General features: G+C 69.7%; 18 protein-coding genes and 1 pseudogene. 10 read left to right on the top strand and 9 right to left on the bottom strand.

Annotated elements, in window-relative coordinates; all coding sequences use genetic code 11:
* Positions 1-215: 215 nt before the first annotated feature.
* Both MTDSW087_RS03580 and MTDSW087_RS03575 read right to left on the bottom strand, forming a co-directional pair.
* Positions 216-743 carry a DUF421 domain-containing protein gene (locus MTDSW087_RS03580; RefSeq protein WP_003599722.1) on the bottom strand — a complete coding sequence of 176 codons (528 nt, stop codon included), beginning with the start codon at positions 741-743 and terminating at the stop codon, positions 216-218.
* Positions 744-834: 91 nt separating this feature from the next.
* Positions 835-1,161 (bottom strand): hypothetical protein, encoded by a 327-nt coding sequence (locus MTDSW087_RS03575; protein ID WP_238178653.1) that lies wholly within the window; start codon positions 1,159-1,161, stop codon positions 835-837.
* Between the two features lie 92 nt (positions 1,162-1,253).
* On the opposite strand from MTDSW087_RS03575, the gene MTDSW087_RS29930 reads away from it, so the two are divergent.
* Positions 1,254-1,493 carry a mechanosensitive ion channel domain-containing protein gene (locus MTDSW087_RS29930; protein ID WP_003599720.1) on the top strand — a complete coding sequence of 80 codons (240 nt, stop codon included), beginning with the start codon at positions 1,254-1,256 and terminating at the stop codon, positions 1,491-1,493.
* A 347-nt stretch (positions 1,494-1,840) separates the two neighbouring features.
* Here MTDSW087_RS29930 and MTDSW087_RS03565 read toward each other — a convergent pair whose 3' ends face one another.
* Positions 1,841-2,611: a potassium channel family protein gene (locus MTDSW087_RS03565; RefSeq protein WP_003599719.1), complete on the bottom strand. Its 771-nt coding sequence runs from the start codon at positions 2,609-2,611 to the stop codon at positions 1,841-1,843.
* Positions 2,612-2,840: 229 nt separating this feature from the next.
* Here MTDSW087_RS03565 and nhaA point away from each other — a divergent pair, with 229 nt between their 5' ends.
* The 3 genes from nhaA to MTDSW087_RS03550 all read left to right on the top strand — a co-directional run bounded on the left by nhaA (position 2,841) and on the right by MTDSW087_RS03550 (position 5,998).
* The gene (gene nhaA / locus MTDSW087_RS03560) at positions 2,841-4,058 is read left to right on the top strand and encodes a Na+/H+ antiporter NhaA (RefSeq protein WP_003599711.1); all 1,218 of its coding nucleotides are present in this window, start codon (positions 2,841-2,843) and stop codon (positions 4,056-4,058) included.
* Positions 4,059-4,147: 89 nt separating this feature from the next.
* Complete coding sequence (locus MTDSW087_RS03555) at positions 4,148-4,627, top strand: MgtC/SapB family protein (RefSeq protein WP_003599709.1); 480 nt, start codon at positions 4,148-4,150, stop codon at positions 4,625-4,627.
* A 66-nt stretch (positions 4,628-4,693) separates the two neighbouring features.
* Entirely contained in the window at positions 4,694-5,998 is a 1,305-nt protein-coding gene (locus tag MTDSW087_RS03550; protein ID WP_144760274.1) for a DUF2254 domain-containing protein, read from the top strand.
* A gap of 447 nt (positions 5,999-6,445) precedes the next feature.
* On the opposite strand, the gene MTDSW087_RS03545 is transcribed toward MTDSW087_RS03550, so the two are convergent.
* The 6 genes from MTDSW087_RS03545 to MTDSW087_RS31380 form a co-directional block, all read right to left on the bottom strand.
* On the bottom strand, positions 6,446-7,111 hold the full coding sequence (locus MTDSW087_RS03545) for a response regulator (RefSeq protein ID WP_003599706.1): 666 nt from the start codon (positions 7,109-7,111) through the stop codon (positions 6,446-6,448).
* An 18-nt stretch (positions 7,112-7,129) separates the two neighbouring features.
* On the bottom strand, positions 7,130-9,196 hold the full coding sequence (locus tag MTDSW087_RS03540; protein WP_003599705.1) for a sensor histidine kinase: 2,067 nt from the start codon (positions 9,194-9,196) through the stop codon (positions 7,130-7,132).
* Complete coding sequence (locus tag MTDSW087_RS03535; RefSeq protein ID WP_003599704.1) at positions 9,180-9,572, bottom strand: hypothetical protein; 393 nt, start codon at positions 9,570-9,572, stop codon at positions 9,180-9,182. The genes MTDSW087_RS03540 and MTDSW087_RS03535 overlap by 17 nt, the downstream gene beginning before the upstream one ends.
* An 83-nt stretch (positions 9,573-9,655) precedes the next feature.
* Entirely contained in the window at positions 9,656-9,853 is a 198-nt protein-coding gene (locus MTDSW087_RS31300; protein ID WP_306421681.1) for a ribosome modulation factor, read from the bottom strand.
* A gap of 204 nt (positions 9,854-10,057) precedes the next feature.
* Positions 10,058-10,555: a PRC-barrel domain-containing protein gene (locus MTDSW087_RS03525; protein WP_003599700.1), complete on the bottom strand. Its 498-nt coding sequence runs from the start codon at positions 10,553-10,555 to the stop codon at positions 10,058-10,060.
* Between the two features lie 335 nt (positions 10,556-10,890).
* Positions 10,891-11,097: a hypothetical protein gene (locus tag MTDSW087_RS31380; RefSeq protein ID WP_373321930.1), complete on the bottom strand. Its 207-nt coding sequence runs from the start codon at positions 11,095-11,097 to the stop codon at positions 10,891-10,893.
* Positions 11,098-11,521: 424 nt separating this feature from the next.
* Between MTDSW087_RS31380 and MTDSW087_RS03515 the strand changes: the two genes are divergently transcribed.
* The 6 genes and pseudogenes from MTDSW087_RS03515 (at position 11,522) to MTDSW087_RS03485 (ending at position 17,663) form a co-directional block, all read left to right on the top strand.
* Entirely contained in the window at positions 11,522-11,704 is a 183-nt protein-coding gene (locus MTDSW087_RS03515) for a hypothetical protein (protein ID WP_238178846.1), read from the top strand.
* 265 nt (positions 11,705-11,969) lie between these two features.
* Positions 11,970-12,137: a hypothetical protein gene (locus MTDSW087_RS29925; RefSeq protein ID WP_003599696.1), complete on the top strand. Its 168-nt coding sequence runs from the start codon at positions 11,970-11,972 to the stop codon at positions 12,135-12,137.
* A gap of 121 nt (positions 12,138-12,258) precedes the next feature.
* The gene (locus tag MTDSW087_RS03505) at positions 12,259-13,005 is read left to right on the top strand and encodes a glutaredoxin family protein (RefSeq protein ID WP_003599691.1); all 747 of its coding nucleotides are present in this window, start codon (positions 12,259-12,261) and stop codon (positions 13,003-13,005) included.
* Between the two features lie 1,141 nt (positions 13,006-14,146).
* Entirely contained in the window at positions 14,147-15,589 is a 1,443-nt protein-coding gene (locus MTDSW087_RS03495) for a methyl-accepting chemotaxis protein (RefSeq protein ID WP_238178845.1), read from the top strand.
* A 277-nt stretch (positions 15,590-15,866) separates the two neighbouring features.
* Positions 15,867-16,535 (top strand): annotated as a pseudogene (locus MTDSW087_RS03490) (ISL3 family transposase); the annotation flags it as partial.
* Between the two features lie 78 nt (positions 16,536-16,613).
* Entirely contained in the window at positions 16,614-17,663 is a 1,050-nt protein-coding gene (locus MTDSW087_RS03485) for an IS110 family RNA-guided transposase (protein ID WP_144760270.1), read from the top strand.
* The last annotated feature ends 105 nt before the right edge of the window (positions 17,664-17,768 follow it).

Below are 17,768 nucleotides of genomic sequence, written 5' to 3'. Positions count from 1 at the left end.
TCCGCCGCCGGGCCTGTGCCGGACCGGCCGCGGAGACGCAGGAGATAAGGGAAGTGGTCCGAGCCAAAGGCGCCGAGACATTCTACCGAGACCACCGCGAAACCGCCTCCGTGGAAGCAGCCGCACCACCTGCCTCTCGGCCGGGACAAGCGAGACGCGGCTCGCGGTCACGAGGGGCGCGGCCAGCACGGTCACCGTGACGTGCGCGAGCGCCGTCACGAGCGGGACCGGTCCGTCCCCGGCCGCGCGACGCCGTTCAGCCCGTCCCCGCGCCCGGACAGGGCCTTCAGCACGCTGATCGACCCGTCGGTCTCAAGCACCACCGCGGCGGCCTGCGAAAAGTCGTCGAGACCCTCGGAGCGCAACGCCGCAAGGACGTCGTCCCGGGTCATCCGCTGGCGGCGCATCGCGCTCTCGACCAAACGTCCGTCATGGGCGAGCAAGGTCGGCTCCGACTTGATCAGCGCCTTGACCCTGGGCGAGCGCACGCTTGACCACGTGATCAGGAACTGAAGCCCGATCAACGTCGCCAGGGCGAGCACGCCTTCCAGGAGCGCCACCGACTTGGTCAGCACGATGGAGGACAACGTCGAGCCGAGCGCCACGGTCACGACGAGGTCGAAGGCGTTGAGCTTGGTCAGGGTGCGCTTGCCGGAGATCCTGAGGAACAGGATGAGGGCCAGATAGGCCAGCGGCCCGACGACCAGGACCCGGAGCAGGCCGTGCCAAGTGTCGAAGAACATCGACGGTGACCTCTTGGATTGTCGACCGCGGGCTGCGCCACCGCGTCGGGCAATTCGGGAGGCCGGCCCGCACGGGTGCGGGAACCGGCCGTCAGCGCATGTCATTGGGCAGGTGCTTGACCGGGTGCGTCCCGCCTCCCTTGCCCTGGACCGTCCCCTCCGACTGCATCACCTCCGTCGAGGACTGGATGACGTTCGGCGGCGCGACTTGGCCGGAGGGCTGTTCGCGCGGTGCGGCGCCATCGTCCTTCATCGTCGACGTCCCGGGCGGGAGCGTTCCGGCCGTCGGCTGGTCGATGGCGCTGCCGGCTGACTGCGCGGCGGCCGGCAGCGCCACGACCCCCGAGAGCATAGCGACGACACCGGCAAATAGGATGGCCGCGATACAACCATAAGGGAGAGGACGACCGGCGGTCACCAAGATATCTCGCTTTGTTCGATGCGCCCGTGCGACGGGTATGCCGAGTTGCAAGTATTCCCCGAACGGCTTGGTTCCTGACGGGATGGGAAGTGAACGGCGCGCTGCATAAACTGCTCGCCGGCATCCTGATCCTGCCGACGCAGCCCTTCGTCATCGGCGACCAGATCCAGGCGGGCAGCCACGAGTACATGGTCGAGGACGCCTGGGTGCGGGCCACAGTACTTTGCACCTACGACAACCAGCGTGTGCTGCCCCGAATGCGACGCTGTTCGTGGACAAGATCACGGTCATCACCGCGCACGAGAGGCGACGCCTCGCCTTCCCGGTGACTAACCGAGGGCGTGCTGGCCGACCCGCCGCCCGAGGCCCAGGTCACGGGGCTGGGAGCGGCCGGCGTCGACATGACCGCCCGGCTGTAAATCGATCCGCCCCGGCGGCGCGACGCGGTCGATGCCCTCGACCCGCCATCGCCAAGGAAGCGCCTAACGCCGCCGGCATCGACCTGCCGTACCCGACCAGCCAGGAGCTGTTCCACGACCAGGCCGAGGAGACCTACGGAAACCGCTCTCGTCTGTGCGAGGGCTGGCCCGCCGGCCGGAATCCCCCGCTCGGCCGCTGGCAGGTCACATGGCAGCGGAGAGGGGTCGACAGGGATGAACGCGCTTGAGCGCCCTCCTCAGTAGGCGCCCTCGTCAGGGATGTTCAGGCCGGTGCCGCAGGCCTTGCAGTGCACGGCGTCCGTTTCGTGCCGCTGCAGGCCGCAGGTCGGGCAGGGGAAGCGTACCTTGTAGGGCCGGAACAGCACCTGGGCGAGGCGCAGGAACAGCGTCACCCCGCAGTTCATCACCACCACCGAGACGAGGCGACCGCCGGTCCCGTGCAGGGTGACGTCGCCGTAGCCCGTCGTCGTCAGCGAGGTGACCGTGAAGTAGAGCGCGTCGACGTAGTTGCCGATGGCCGGATTGCGCCCGTGCTGCGTGGCGAAGACGATGCCGGTCATCACGAACACGAACACCGCGAGGTTCACCGCCGCGATGATCACCTCCTCGTTGCGCCGGAAGAACGGGAAGTCGGCGCGCAGGCGGTCGAGCAGCTGGTAGGTGCGCAGCAGCCGCAGGGTGCGCAGGATGCGCAGGAAGCCCGCCCCCTCGCCGACGATGGGCGCGAGGAACGAGGCGATGGCCGCGAGGTCGGCCCAGGTGGTCGGACGCAGGAACTCGCGGCCCGGCCGCGGGCAGATGGCCAGCCGCGACAGGAAGTCCGCGGTCACCGCCGCCCCGATCAGCACGTCGACGCCCTCGACGAGCGGTTCGCGCGGCATGAAAGAGGAGACGATGATGAACAGCAGCGTGGCGAGGTCGAAGGCGAGCAGGCCGTAGCGGAAGCGGTGGGCGCGGTCGGTGTCGCCTTCGTACAGGGCTCGAAGCCTCTCTGTCAGGTGTGGCATGCGCCTGGAAATGCTCGCTCGCGGGGCTCGGAGGCCGAAACCCGTACACGGGACACGGTTCCGGCCACCTGAACGGGGTGCCGCCCGTCGCACCCGCCTTGTGTCGTCACCGGGGCCGGGTTGTGCCTGCCGCACGCCGATGCGATAGCCCGCACGAGGGTGCGCGGTCCGTCGGTCGGACCGGCAGGACGAGCGCTGGTCGGGCCGCCAGCGCCGGAGACCTGTGCCCGTGTCGTCCTCCCCCCATGCCGTTGCGCGGCCTCGCCGCCGTCCCCTGTCGGCCCTGCGCGACACGCTCGTCAGCGAGGCCGGCGGCGGCCTCGTCCTGATGGCCAGCGCGGCGCTCGCGCTCGTGGTGGCGAACTCCGCCCTGGCGGACACCTACTTCGCCGCGCTCAAGGCTTATCTCGGCCCGCTCTCGGTCCTTCATTGGATCAACGACGCCCTGATGGCCGTGTTCTTCCTGCTGGTCGGGCTGGAGATCAAGCGCGAGATGCTGGACGGGCGCCTGCGGACCTGGCCCGACCGTGTGCTGCCGGGGCTGGCCGCGGCGGGGGGAATGGCCGCCCCGGCCCTCGTCTACGCCGCCGTGAACTGGTCTTCGCCCGAGACGCTGCGGGGCTGGGCGATCCCGGCCGCCACAGACATCGCCTTCGCCCTCGGCGTCCTGGCGCTGCTGGGATCGCGGGTGCCGGTATCGCTGAAGGTGTTCCTGACGGCGCTCGCCATCATCGACGACCTCGGCGCGGTGCTCATCATCGCGGTGTTCTACACCGCCGACCTGTCGCTGCCGATGCTGGGCGGGGCCGCTCTGGTCCTCGCCGTGCTGTACGGGATGAACAAGGCCGGCGTGGCCCGCCTCTGGCCCTACCTCCTGCTCGGCGTGGTCCTGTGGGTCCTCGTGCTCAGGTCCGGGGTGCACGCCACCGTTGCCGGGGTGCTCCTGGCGATGACGGTGCCGTTGCGGCTGAGCGTGGGCAAGCCGGACGACCCGACCTCGCCGCTGCACCGCCTCGAACACGCGGTGCAGCCGTGGTCGGCCTACCTGATCCTGCCGGTCTTCGGCTTCGCCAACGCGGGCGTGTCGCTGGCCGGGTTCGCCCCGCACATGCTGCTCGACCCGGTCACGCTCGGCGTGGCGCTCGGCCTGTTCGTCGGCAAGCAGCTCGGCGTGTTCGGCCTCGTTCTCGCCGCGGTGCGCCTCGGGGTGGCGCAGCGTCCGGCCCACGCGACCTGGGCGCAGGTCTACGGCGTCTCGCTTCTCTGCGGCGTCGGCTTCACCATGAGCCTGTTCATCGGCCTGCTCGCCTTCGCGGACGCGCCGGCCCTGGAGGCGGAGGTCAAGATCGGCGTGCTCGCCGGCTCGGTCGCCTGCATGATCTCCGGGGCGCTCGTCCTCTTGGTCGCCACCCCGAGGGAGCAACGCGCGCGGCCAAGCCCGGCCTGACCGAGCGGGCCAATCCGGGAAAGGGGGCGGCCGGCGCGTGTTGAACCCTCGACACTCGCCAAACCTCCCGGGGGGGGCCGGACCCGTTCATGCTTCTCGACGCCACCGCCATCTCGTTGACGGACATCCTCCTCCGACTCGGCTCGGCCACGGTCTGCGGGCTGGCGCTCGGCTTCGAGCGGGAGCGCAAGGGCAAGGACGCCGGCATCCGTACGCACGCCCTTGTCGCCTTGAGTTCCGCGGTCATCACCACCTCGGCCCTGAGCCTCTACGCCGAGGTGCAGGCCCGCGGCGGCGACGCCGATCCCCTGCGCGTCATTCAAGGGCTTGCGCAGGCCATCGGCTTCATCGCGGCCGGTATGATCTTCGTCGCCCGGGGCGACGCGGAGCGAACCGTCCGCAACCTCACGACGGCCGCCAGCGTCTGGCTCGCGGCCTCGGCCGGCATCGTGGCCGGCGCGGCGCAGTTCACGTTGCTCGCGGTGGCGATGGGCTTCGGGCTGGCCATCCTGGTGCTGATCACCGCGCTCAAGCGGTTTGGGCTCGCCCGGGAGGAAACGGAGGATTGAGCCGATGTCGATGAACGGGAAAGTGCCACCCGCCCGGGCTCGGGCGGCAGAATGGGAGGGGCGCCGGTGAGGGCGAGGGTACGGGCCTGGATCGAGTTCCTGGGCGACCAGTTCTGGCTGCGTCCGGCGCTCGTCGTGCTGGCCTGCATCGGCTTGGCGCAGGCGGCCGTGTGGCTGGAGACCGCGCACATCGCCGGCTACGACCCGTCCTCCCCGGACGCGAACTGGGGCTGGGCCGGGGGCGCCGAGGGGGCAAGGGCGCTGCTCAGCGCCGTCGCTTCCTCCACCATCGGGGTGGCGGGCACCACCTTCTCGATCACCATCGCGGCGCTGACGCTGGCCTCGAACCAGATGGGGCCGCGGCTCCTGCGCAACTTCGTGCGCGACGCCCGCAACCAACTGGTGCTCGGCATCTTCCTCGGCACATTCGCCTACGCGCTGATGGTGCTGCGCACGGTGCGCACCGTCGAGGAGGAGACCTTCGTTCCGCACCTCGCCGTCTCGGGTGCCGTGCTGCTGGCGCTGGTCTCTCTCGGGACGCTGGTGTGGTTCGTCCACCACGTCGCCACCAGCATCAACGTCGAGACCGTGGTCGACGCCGTCCACCGCGACCTCTGCGCGGCCGTCGAGGCGCGGACCCGCGACGAGGCCGATGTCCAGCCACCGACGGAAGCCCCGCGCGGCGGCCCGGTCGCGCCGGCGGACGGCGGCTACCTGCAGGCGGTCGACACGGATGGCCTCGCCGACTGGGCGCACGAGCGGCGCGTCGTCCTTGCCCTGAGGGTTCGTCCGGGCGATTTCGTGCCACGGGGATTCCCGGTCGCCTTCCTTTCCGCGGGCGTCGAGGACGCCGCCGAGGCCGTCGGCCGCGCGCTCACTTTCGGACGCCGCCCCGCGGCGTTGCAGGATCTCGAATACTCGGTGCGGCAGCTCGTCGAGATCGCGGTACGGGCGCTCTCGCCTGGCATCAACGACCCGATGACGGCGGGCAGCGTGCTGGACCACCTGGGCGACGCCCTGTGCCGGATCGCGCCGCGCCACCTGCCGACTGGGGCCGTCGCGCGCGAGGGTCGCATCGTGCTCGTCCATCCGGTGACGGACTACGACGGCCTGTGCGACGCGATGTTCCACATGATCCGCCAGAACGCCGCCGGCTCGGTCCACGTGCTCGCGCGGATGCTGGACGTCCTGACACGCGCCGCAGAGGTCGAGCGGCTGACCTCGCGCCTGACCGAGCTCGGGCGCCATGCCGACCTCGTCCTGGCCGCCGCGCGGCGCGACGTCGCCGACCCGAGCGACCTCGCCGACCTTGAGGAGCGGCACGCTCGCTTCGTCCGAGTGAGGACCGGAGCGGGTCAATCCGTCGGGTGAATGAACAATGCATGCTCGGTCGATGAAGAGCGTGGCGCCTGCGGGGTCGACCCATCGGGATCAAGCGGCGGCTGTACAAGTTGAGCGAAGGACCGCGCCTGACGAGGATCCGATGATCGACAAGCCGAGATATGGTTCGACCCTGGCACGCTCGCTCGTGATCATCCCGTTGCTGGGCTTCGCAGGAGGCTTGGTGCCGCAACCGGCCGCCGCGCAAGACGGGGGGCCGGTGATCGCGCGCGGGCACTCACGAAGGACCGCACCTTACCCAAGGCAAAGCCCGGCGCGGTCGGGACGCCTCCGATCATCACGAAGAGGGGGTCGTCGGTCCGGGGTACGCCCGCCCCATCGAAGGCGCGCGACGCAAGGAGCCGATGATCGTCGGGGAACTCGCTGCGGCAGGCCCTTTCGGGCTGTGGCGTGCGCGGCGGAGTGAAAGGTATGGCGCTACCGCAAGGCTAAGGCGTCGAACCAGCCGTGCGCGGCGCCGTAGCGGATGATCTCGGCGCGGGTCCGCAACCCGAGCTTCTCGGCGGCCCGCGCCTTGTAGGTCTCGACCGACTTCACGCTGACATCGATGCGCCGGGCGATCTCCTTGTTGCTGAAGCCTTGCGCGATCAACCGCAAGGTCTCGGCCTCGCGCGGGCTCAGCGGCTCGCGGCCTTCCGCCGTGCCCGGGCGCCCGTCCGAGCCGGAAGTTTCCGCCAGGGCGTGGCCGGCAATGGAGGGGTCGAGATAGACGCCGCCGGAGGCCACGGCCCGGACCGCCCGGAGCAGGTCGTCCGCAGCCGAGCGCTTGAGGAGGTAGCCGCGCGCGCCGGCCCTCATCAGCGGCTGGACGTAGGCGGCGTCCTCGTGGACGGTCAGCACCAGCACCCGGGTGCCGGGGCATTCACCCTTCACCCGCTCCGTCAATTCGAGGCCGTTCAGTCCGGGCATCGAGACGTCGACCACGGCGACGTCGGGCGCGACGGCGCGGATCATCGGCAGCGCCTCTCCGCCGTCCGTGGCCTCGCCGACGAGCTCGACCTCCGGGTCGGCGTTCAGCAGCGCCCGGATGCCCGCGAGGACGACCGGATGGTCGTCGGCCAGGATGACGCGAATACGGTCCATGCTGTTCCCTCTCGTCGGTCAGGCGGCTGGCGTCACCGGGATGCGGACGAACAGCGTGGTGCCGATGCCCGGGGATGCCTCCAGCGCGAGCGTGCCGTTCAGGAGGGTCAAACGCTCGCGGATGCCCGAGAGACCCAGCCGCGGCTCCGTCGGCGTGCGCCCCACAGAAACGGCAGGGCCCGGTTCGAAGCCGACGCCATCGTCCTCGATAATGACCTGGACCTCGTTCGGGCGACGGTCGACGCAGACGCTGACGGTGGCCGCGCGGGCGTGCTTGAGGACGTTGGTGAGCGCCTCCTGCACGATCCGGTAGACCGCGCTCTCGACGGCCGCCGGGAGGCGCGACGCATCCCCGACGAACTCCAGATCGGATCGGACGCCGTGGCGCTGTCCCCACTCGCGCAGCAGCGTCGCCAGCGCCTCGCGCAGCCCAAGGTCGTCCAGGGCGGTCGGGCGCAGGTCGATGGCGGCACGATGGATGTCGCGCCCGATCTCGCCGGCGAGGCGCTGCAGCCACTGGATCTGCCGTCCGGCTTCGGTCGAGGTTTCATGCGCGTCGAGCAGACGTTCCAACCCCTTGAGGCCGAGCGACAGGCCGGTCACCGTCTGGCCGACCTGGTCGTGCAGCTCGCGGGCGATCCGGCGCTGTTCATTCTCTTGTGCCTCGCCGAGGCGGCGCAGCAGGTCGAGCCGCTCCGCCTCGGCCCGCTTGCGCGGCTCGATGTCCGAGACCACGCCGTAGACGAGGCCCGCAGGGTCCCCCTGCCGAAGCCGGGGCGCTCGCCCGGTCAGGCGCACCCAGCGCGACGCCGAACCAGCCTGGAAGACCCGGAACTCCACGTCGAGGGTCTTGCCCTCGGCGAGGCTTCGCCGCACCTCCGCCGCCATCCGCTCCCGGTCGCCGGCGTCGACCGCCCGGAAGGCGATGTCGGCATCCGCGGTCATTTCGCGCCCCTCCGGCACCTCCGCTTCCCAACCCAGGAGCTCGGCGGCGCGTCGGGAGGCCGTCACGGTCTCCTCGGCCGTATCCCATCGCAGGGTGCCGAGCTCCGCGGCCTCGGCGGCGACGGCGCCCTGTTCCTCGCTCGACCGCAGGGCGAGGGCGAAGCGCGCCTGCTCGCCCGCCCTCCGCTGGGCCATGTCGCGCCCGACCAGCCCGACCAATGCGAGGCCGAGGCCGATGCTCAGCACGCTGCCGCCGGCCAGCAGGAGGTAGGAACGCGAAACCGGCGCGTTCAGCGTGGCGACCGGCATACCGAAATGCACCGACCAGCCGCCGGTGTCCTTCAGGGTGCGGTAGACGACCTCGACGTCCGGCCCTTCCAGCGTCGATCCGGTGTAGAAGCCCTGCGGCTCCCGCCGGATCGCCGCCAGCAGGGCGGCGCCGGCCGGGTGGCCGAGTTCCTCCGCCTCGGCCCGGGTGCGGGCGATGGTGTTGCCCGCCGCATCGACGATGGTCCCGACCCAGCCCTCCGGCGCGCCCGCGTCGCGAAGGATCGCGCTGACCGCGCTCGTGGCGAGACCGACCGAGAGGACGTGGCGGAGCGTTCCGTCCCGGACGACCGGCACCCGCAGCGCGACGAGGCGCTTGCCCGAGATCGGCCCGAGCGGCCCGATCCCGCCGACCACCGGCCGCCCCGTCCGTACCACCGCATCGAAGCTGGCGCGGTCGGCGGTGGGTCCGAGCTCGTCGTCGAGGGAGCGGAGCAGGTTGACGACTTGGACGCCGTCGGGACCGGCGAGCTCGACGGTCTCCCAGAGCGGGTGCTCCCGCCTCAGCCGCTCGGCCTCGGCATAGAAGGCGGCGAGGTCCGGCCGGTCGAGGCTCGCCGAGGCGGCCTCGGCTCGGAGGACCGCGATCTGCGTGGCGATGTCGGAGGCGACGCGCTCGGCCACCCGGGCCGCGCTCGCCACGGCGGCGCTGCGGGTCAGTCCACGTTGCTGCTGCGCCATGAGCGTCGCCACCCAGCCGCTAAGCAGCAGCACGGGAATGGCGGCCGCCACCGCGAGCGCGACGAAGGTCCTGCCGTTGCCGCGATGGATCTCGGGGCGGCCGGCATCGCCGTTCTCACGTCCGGCGGACATGCGGGGGCAACCGATCAGGCGGGGCCGTGGCGGACGTTCCCGCCGGTGAGACCGGTCGAGCCATGCTCTCCACCACAGGGTCGGCCGCGACCGCGCTGCCCTCGACAGGCATGCCGGCCATGCCGTCATCCCTCAGCACGCGCGGGTCGGTCACCGTCTGCTCGTCGCCGAGGAGGCGACGTCCCGACGCGATCACCTGCAGGACTTGGCGGTCGCCCCCGGTGGCGGCGTTCCGTTCCAGGTCCCGCAGCCGTTCGACGAGGTTCGGCGGCGCGGCCGCGCAGTTCTGCAAGCCCGCCTCGACCAGGGCGGTGACCACCCGTTCGAGGCTCCCGAAGGTCCGGCCCTCGAACGAGCGGGGTCGCTTCCGTCCCATCGCCTCTCCGCCGCCTTCCCGACGGTCCTCAAATTTCTGCCTTAGGGCCAGGGAAACCAGGGGTCGAGAGAAAGGTCCGCGACCTAGACCAAGTTCGGGTCAACCGCCCCGTTCCGGGTCGCGGGGCCGCGAGCCGTCACGGCCGGATGGGGAACTCGCTCGGCGAAGTCCCAGGTCGATCCATCGTAACCCTCGTACCAGGCCCGGCGCTCGCGGGAGTCGGCCGGATGGGGGCAGGCATCCCGCGGTCGCCCGAGAGCCCGGGCGCGGGATCCCTGCATGATGACGTCCATGAGCATCGCCACTCCCTCCACCGCCTCGACGTTTACGAAGTGGCTTCGAGTAGCGCCCGTATCCTAGCTGGCGACAAGCGGTTTCGCTGGGCGCCGCCGTTCTCACCGACGCCTGTCAGGTTCATCCCGACACCGCCCGGGCGCTGGAATGCTTGGGCGTGGCCCCGCGGACACGGGACCATGCATCGGGGGTCAGGAGTTCTTGTTGTACTTGAACTCGGGCGCGTTCTTCAGTGCGTCCTTGTCGGTGTCGACCATCGCCTTGAGCTTGCCGTCCGCCTTGTGCAGGAAGATCGACGAGGGGTCGACCAGCACGTAGCGCTCGCCCATGCCGAGGAAGCCGCCAACGCTGACGACGACGCCGGTCACCGTCTTGCCGTTGTCGATGACGAGATCCTCGACCTGGCCGATAGTCTCGTTCTTGTTGTTGTAGAGGTTCTTGCCGACGAGCTTCGACGAGGTCACCTCGGCCGGCTTGGCGGTGACGAACTTGATCTTGGCGGTCGCGGTGTCGGCCATGGTCATTCCGCCCACGCCGCCTGCCGAGGTCGGCATCGCGGTGCCGGCCGGCGGCGTTTTCATCTGGTTGGTCTGGGCGTCGGCTGGCGGCTGGGCCGCCTTGTCCTGGGCAAGCGCGGGGCCGGCGAGCACGGAGCCCGCGAGGAAGACGCAAAGTGCGAGGTTCTTCATCGGTTTCACCTGTCTATGCTGGCGTGGGCTCGACCCGTCCCGAGGTCGGGTCGGCGCACGCCGAGGGAGTCGGGAACGGGTGGCGACCCGGCGGGAATGCCGGGTCTCCTCGACGAAGGTCAGTAGCCGCAGGTGCAGTAGGAGCCGCGGGCGCCGTACCCGTATCCGACCGGGGCATAACCGTAGCCGCCATATCCCCCGTAGTAGGCCGGCCGGACCGCCGTTGCGGCGAGGCCGAGCCCGAGGCCGGCAGCCAGGCCGAGACCGGGATAGCCGCGGCGGTAGCCGTAGCGTCGCCCGTAGCCGTAGCGCGGACCTCCGAAGCCGACGCGACGCTACCCGCCGAAGCCGCGGCGATAGCCACGGAAGCCGACCGAACGGTGCCCACGGAAGCCGTGGCGGACGCCTCGGAAGCCGCCGTGGTAGCCGGCGAAGCCGCCATGGTGGAAGCCATGGCCCCTGCCGAAGGGCCGTGCCTCGCTCGATGGCGAGAACAGCATCAGGCTCGATACGGCCGCGAGGGCCAGTGCGAGACGTTTCATCGGATTTCAGCTCCGTGATGGTGGTGGCTGACCCTTGCGGGCCACGACCGTGACGGGTTCGACGGGGGACCGATTGCCTGGCCGCGTGCCGGACGTTCCTGTATCGGACCGCCGGGGACGCTCGGGCTCGGCGCCCCTCTCTCCCAGCTCATCGGGTGATCTGTGGCGCCGGGGATGGGTGCGCAGTCGGAGAAGACCGCATTCCTGTCAGGACAACCCTGACACACCCCTGGGTGCCTCCTCGGGGTCGGCTTGCGCGGCCGGTTTGGTTCACGAAAGCTCAAACTGGAGCCGACGACCCTGCCGCCATCGTGTGGGCGGCGGTGCCCGTCCGACCCGGTCGCAGGGACGAGGGAGAGACATGAGGACAGCCTTCGTTCGGAAGGCTCGGCTCGCTTGGGGAAGACGGGCGGAGACTGGAAGCGTGGTCAGCACGGGCGACGCCCAGGTGCCGACGATCCCGGCGGACGGGTCCATCGAGGACTGGGCACGCCTCGGCGGCGGCCTGGCATCGGCCGACGCCGATCTCCGGTGCGGCCTTGGCGGTACTGTCACGGGCGCCCACGGCACCCAATATCCCGGTCATGTCGTGTCGCCATCGCCATGACGCCGGATCGGGTCCGTCGGTCCTGCAGGCCCCGTCGACCTGCCGACGGTGGCGGCGCTGGCCGAGCGAGCTGCCGCGTCCGGCCAACGACAACGGCGACGGCGTCACCCCGTGGCCGCTGTGGGCCGCGTGCGGGATCGCGGTGGGTCTGCTCCTGCTCGTCGGCCTGTCCGGTATCCTCGCGTCCTGATGCCGGTCGTTCGCGAGCACCGGCGGTCCACCCGGATTCGCACGCCCGGAGCGGACCGGGCAATGGAGGCCGATCATGACCCGTTCCATGCTTCCCAAAGGCAGCTGGCGGCAACTCGCCTTCGGGCCACGCCCTGCGGCGCCGCGTGTGTCCGATCTGGTCCTGGCCGTTGTCGCGACGTCGTTGCTCGCAAGCCTCTGCCTGCTGGCGGCGGCCAACATCGCTGGCGACTTGGCAAGCTGACCGTCACCGGATTCGGTGGGACCCGGGCGGAGCCGGCGGAGGCGTCACCGCCGCCCGTGCCCGATCCGACGGTTCGCGGGTTGTCCCTCGAACGGGACCACCGGCAACGAGGAGCTGATCCATGCTCGACACCACCCGCAGGGCTATCGTCTACCGCATGGTGATGGAGAAGCACGTCTGCCCGTTCGGCCTGAAGACCAAGGATCTGCTCGAACGCGAAGGGTTCACCGTCGACGACCACTGGCTGACCACGCGCGAGGAGACCGACGCCTTTAAGGCCGAGCACGACGTGAAGACCACGCCGCAGACCTTCATCGGCGGGCAGCGCATCGGTGGCTACGACGACCTGCGGCGTCATCTCGGCAAGGAAGTCAAGGACCCGAACGCGACGAGCTACACGCCCGTCGTCGCCGTCTTCGCCATGACCGCCCTGATGGCGATGGCGGCGAGCTACGCGGCCTACGGGACGCTGCTGACGATGGGCGCGGGCGAGTGGTTCATCGCCTTCAGCATGTGTGTGCTGGCCATCCTCAAGCTGCAGGACGTCGAAACCTTCTCGTCCATGTTCCTGGGCTACGATTTACTCGCCCGGCGCTGGGTCCGCTACGCCTACGCCTACCCCTTCTGCGAGGCGCTGGCCGGCGTGCTGATGGTGGCGGGCGCCCTGGACTGGCTTTCGATCCCGGTGGCCCTGTTCATCGGCACGGTCGGCGCCGTCTCGGTGGTCAAGGCGGTCTACGTCGACAAGCGCGAAATCAAATGCGCCTGCGTCGGCGGCTCGGGAAGCGTGCCGCTCGGCTTCGTCTCGTTGACCGAGAACCTGATGATGGTTGCGATGGCCGTCTGGATGCTGGTTGCCCACCACTGAGCGGAGGCCGCGATAGCCCCGTCCTGGCTGCACATCCTCGCCGCGTCATGCCTGCTGCTCGGCGCGGCATGCTCCATCGTTGTCGCCCATGACAATGGGCCACGACATGCTGATGTCGTGGCCGCCGCTGCTAGATCCGCTTCCTCCTACTGAGCAGACCTCTGGGCCGGCACGCTTGAATGTCCGCAAGGGGTCAGGAGTTCGCCCCGGCTTGTTCGGCTGTGCGCCACTTGCAGACCTTCGGCTTCGCGCGATGGCAGGTCCGCTCCTCGCGCAGGAGCGGACATTGAAGTGATGGAAACCGGTATGTCGGTCATGATGGCGCTGGTGAACTGCAACTGCCACCGACCCCGTTGAGCCCGGGACGATGATAGAGAACAGGACGACAGCGTAGGTCACCGCTGACGGCGCCGGCTTGTGGTCTCTCTTAGGCACGGAGAGTGCGAGCGCGACCGAGATGCCGCCGCGCATGGCTGCCCAGGTCAGGAACAGTACGTTGCGCTCTGAGAGCCGGTCGCTCTACCGAAACAAGAGCAGAGGCACCGAGACCGGGACATCGCACCCGGGCATGACCATGGGTACTGCTGCATCGGCCAGTCACAGCGCCGCGGCGTCGAAGCGCGATTAGGCTCAATGCCGAGCGTCGGGATCGGGGTGGCGACCTCACTACGGTGCCTGGTCGATGGCGGTTGGTTAGGCCTTCCAAGTATCGACGTCTCACGTCGGATCGCCATGCGGGCGACGCATCCCGACCAGTACGAGCAAGCTTGACTTCGTCGAGCGACCCAATTCGTCAAACCAAATCTTTATCGATGCTGTCCAGTCCTGGCGGCGACCGATCCAGCCACTTCCAGGACAGGGAAATGAGGTCCCGTGGCGGACCTCGTCGAGCCCGACCTCGATCCAGAAGATGCTGCGACACAATGCCCGGCGGCTCTAGTCAGCATTAGCGGTGGCCGAATTTAATGAGTCAATGTTGTATTAACTATATACATGCACTAATTTTACAAATCTCGAATCGAAATTTCCAAATGAAGGTGCGGCTTCGTTAGGGGCCGGCCCGGCGCCAGAATAGCGGCCGAAGTGCCGCCGGGGGATCGTCCATGCTCTCCAAGATCTACGATCGTGACCTGCGTGCCCATTGGCCGCCCTCGACAGCGTTCAGGCCGTCATCGAATTCAGGCCCGACGGCACCGTCCTTGATGCCAACGCCAACTTCCTCAAGGCAATGGGCTACCGGCTCGATGAGATCCAGGGACGGCACCACGGCATGTTCGTCGAGCCGGCCGAGCGCGACGGCGTCGCCTACCGCGGTTTCTGGGAGGCGCTTGGTCGCGGCGAGGCGCAGGTGCGTTCGTTCAAACGTCTCGCCAAAGGCGGGCGCGAGGTCTGGATCGAGGCCAGCTACAACCCGATCCGCGACCGCGCCGGGCAGGTGGTCAAAGTCGTCAAGTTCGCCACCGACGTGACCGCTCAGACGCAGCGCGCGATCGAGCTCGACGGGCAAATTGCGGCGCTCAACCGCTCGCAGGCCGTCATCGCCTTCACGCCCGACGGCGTCATCCTCGACGCCAACACGAATTTCCTTGCGGCGGTCGGCTACGCCATCGACGAGATCCGGGGTCGGCACCACGGCATGTTCGTGGACGGGGACGAACGCGAAAGCCCGGCCTACCGGGAGTTCTGGGCCGCGCTGGCCCGCGGCGAGTTCCAGTCGGCCGAGTTCCGCCGCATCGCGAAGGGCGGACGCGAAATTTTCATTCAGGCCACCTACAACCCGATCACCGACCGCGAGGGCCGGGTGGTGAAGGTGGTCAAGTTCGCCACCGAGGTCACGGCGCAGGTGTTGGAGCGCCGGCGTCGAGCGCAGGCCCAGCAGGCGATCAGCACCGACCTCGACGCCATCGGTAGTGCCGTCGCGGACGTAACGCGCCAGACCGCCGAGGCGAACGCATCGGTCGCGAGCGTCGCAGCCGACATCCAAGCCGTGGCAGCCGGGGCCGAGGAGCTGTCGGCCTCCGTCTCGGAGATCAGCCAGCAGGTGAGCCATACGGCCCGCCTCGCCGGCACGGCCGTCGAGCAGGTTCGCAGCACCGGCGACATCGTGGCCGGCCTGAGCGGGCAGGCTGCGCAGATCGGCGACGTGGTCGGCCTCATCCAGGGCATCGCCGGGCAGACCAACCTGCTCGCGCTCAACGCCACGATCGAGGCGGCGCGCGCGGGGGAGTCCGGGCGCGGCTTCGCGGTGGTGGCCTCGGAGGTGAAGGCGCTCGCCGCGCAAACGGCGAAGGCCACGGACCAGATCCGCGCCCAGATCGCCGCGACGCAAGGGGCGACCCAGCAAGCTGTCGAGGCGATCGGCACGATCGGTACAACCATCCGCTCCCTCGACCAAGCCTCGGCTGCCATCGCGGCCGCCGTCGAGGAGCAGTCCGCCGTCACGCGCGAGATGTCCGGCAGCATGCAGACCGCCTCGCAGGGTGCGGCCGGCATCGCCGGCAGCGTCGAGGCGATCGCGCAGGCCAGCGGGCGCGTGGACGTGGCGACCCGCCAGGTGCGAGAAGCCGCCCGCGCGGTCGCCTGATCTCGGGCCGGGAAAGGCGGGGACATAGACTTGACGATCCTCCCGCCGCCGGCTCCGCGCAATCGGTCCCGCGACGGCCTGAGCCTCGGCGACATCCGCGCCGCGTTGCAGGTGCGCGGTACGGGCACGGCCCTACCGCCGTCAGGGCTCGACGCGATCCTCGTTGTGTTTCGGCGTGCAACTTTGGTTCATCCGCACTTTCGGTGCGGAGCGGTGGTTTGGGCGTTGATTCGCATGGTGGCCCGAGGGCAGCGCGATGCCGATCTCGAACCCGTCGATGCCGTCGGTCCCGGACGGCCTGCACGTCGATGACCTGACGCTGGATAAAACGGGGTTGCTGATCACTGCCCGGACCACGGCGGCCCAGGCGTCCTGTCGGGTCTGCGGGCGTGCTTCGACGCGGGTGCACAGCAGGTATTGGCGGACGTTCAAGGATCTGCCCTGGCAGGACCGGTCGGTGACATGGCGGGTGCAGGTCCGCCGCTTCCGCTGCGGCCATTGCCCGGGGCGGATCTTCGCCGAACGCGTGCCGGGGCTGGGCACGCGCAAGGCGCGCCGCAGCGACCGGTTGGCTGAGGCGCAGACCGACATCGGCATGGTGCTGGGTGGTGAGGCCGGCGCAAGGTTGTCGCGGCGGCTGGCCATGCCTATCAGCGGCGACACCGTCCTGCGCTTGATCCGTCGTCGCGGGACCGTACCGTCTCCGCCGCCGCGGGTGGTGGGCATCGACGATTGGGCGTGGCGACGCGGCCGGTCCTACGGCACCATCGTGTGCGACTTGGAGCGGCGGCGCGTCATCGACCTGTTGCCCGGCCGCTCTGCGGCACCGGTGCGGGATTGGCTCGCTGCCCATCCGAGCGTGACTGTCGTCAGCCGTGACCGCTCGGGGCCCTATGCCGAGGCTGCGCGTACGGGAGCGCCGACGGCGACGCAGGTCGCGGATCGCTGTTGGGGTGGACGGCCCCCGAACGGCATCGCTGTGCCAAGCTGAGGTCGTTGCAGATCTCAGGTGAGGAGGCCGTCCGTGAACGAGATTACCCGCATCGGGATGGACACGTCCAAGCACATCTTCCAGCTCCATGGCGTTGATGGGGACGAGCAGCCGGTCCTGCGCCGGAAGCTCCGGCGTCGGGAGATGATCGCATTCTTCGAGAAGCTCGCGCCGACGCGCGTCGCCATCGAAGCCTGCGGCGCCTCACACCACTGGGCGCGGCTGCTGAGTGGGTTCGGCCACGAGGTGCAACTCATCGCCCCGCAACTCGTGAAGCCCTACGTCAAGCGTGGCAAGAACGACGCGGCCGACGCCGAAGCGCTGTGCGAGGCGATGAGCCGGCCGACCATGCGCTTCGTGCCGGTCAAGACGGCCGAGCAGCAGGCGGCGCTCATGCTGGTGGGACTTCGCGACCGGCTGGTCCGCAACCGAACTCAACTCGCCAATGCGATCCGCGGTTACGCGGCCGAGTTCGGCCTCGCGGGTGCCAGCGGCATCACGCACGTGCCCGCATTGCTTGCGCGTATTGAGGCCGACGTGGCGCTGCCCTCGCTTGCCCGCGAACTGTTCGCGATGCAGGCGGCCGAGTATGCACAGGTCCAGGCGAAGCTCGCGGTCGTCGAGGCCAAGCTCCTGGCCTGGCACCGTGCCGACGAGCGCAGCCGACGCTTGGCTGGGATCCCCGGCATCGGACCGATCGGAGCGACGCTGCTGACCATGAAGACGCCGGCACCCGAGGCCTTCCGGTCGGGCCGGCAGTTCGCGGCCTGGATCGGGCTGACGCCGAAGGATCACTCGACGGCGGGCAAGGCGCGACCCGGCGTGATCACGCGGGCGGGCGACGAGGCGTTGCGCAGCGTGCTGGTCGTCGGAGCCACGGCCCTGATCCGGCGCGTGCGCGAGGGCCGATCGCGCGACGGACACCGGTTCGCGGCTTGGGTCCAGGACCTTCTGCGCCGCAAGCCGCCGAAACTGGTAGCGGTGGCGCTGGCCAACAAGCTCGCGCGCATAGCCTGGAAGTTGATGATCACCGGCGAGAGCTTCGCCGGCCGGCCTGCACCCGCGGCGGCAGGGGCCGTGTAGAGATCGGTCCGGGCGCAGACCGCGAAGAGCGCGTCTGCTCAGGACTGATGCCGAGCTTGCAAGAGGACGAAGAGGTGGCGTGATCGATTGATCCGAGACGTGAAC

This window comes from Methylobacterium dankookense (assembly GCF_902141855.1).
Taxonomy (GTDB): domain Bacteria; phylum Pseudomonadota; class Alphaproteobacteria; order Rhizobiales; family Beijerinckiaceae; genus Methylobacterium; species Methylobacterium dankookense.
Note: the sequence above shows the minus strand (reverse complement) of the source record. Positions and strands in the feature narration are given on the sequence as shown.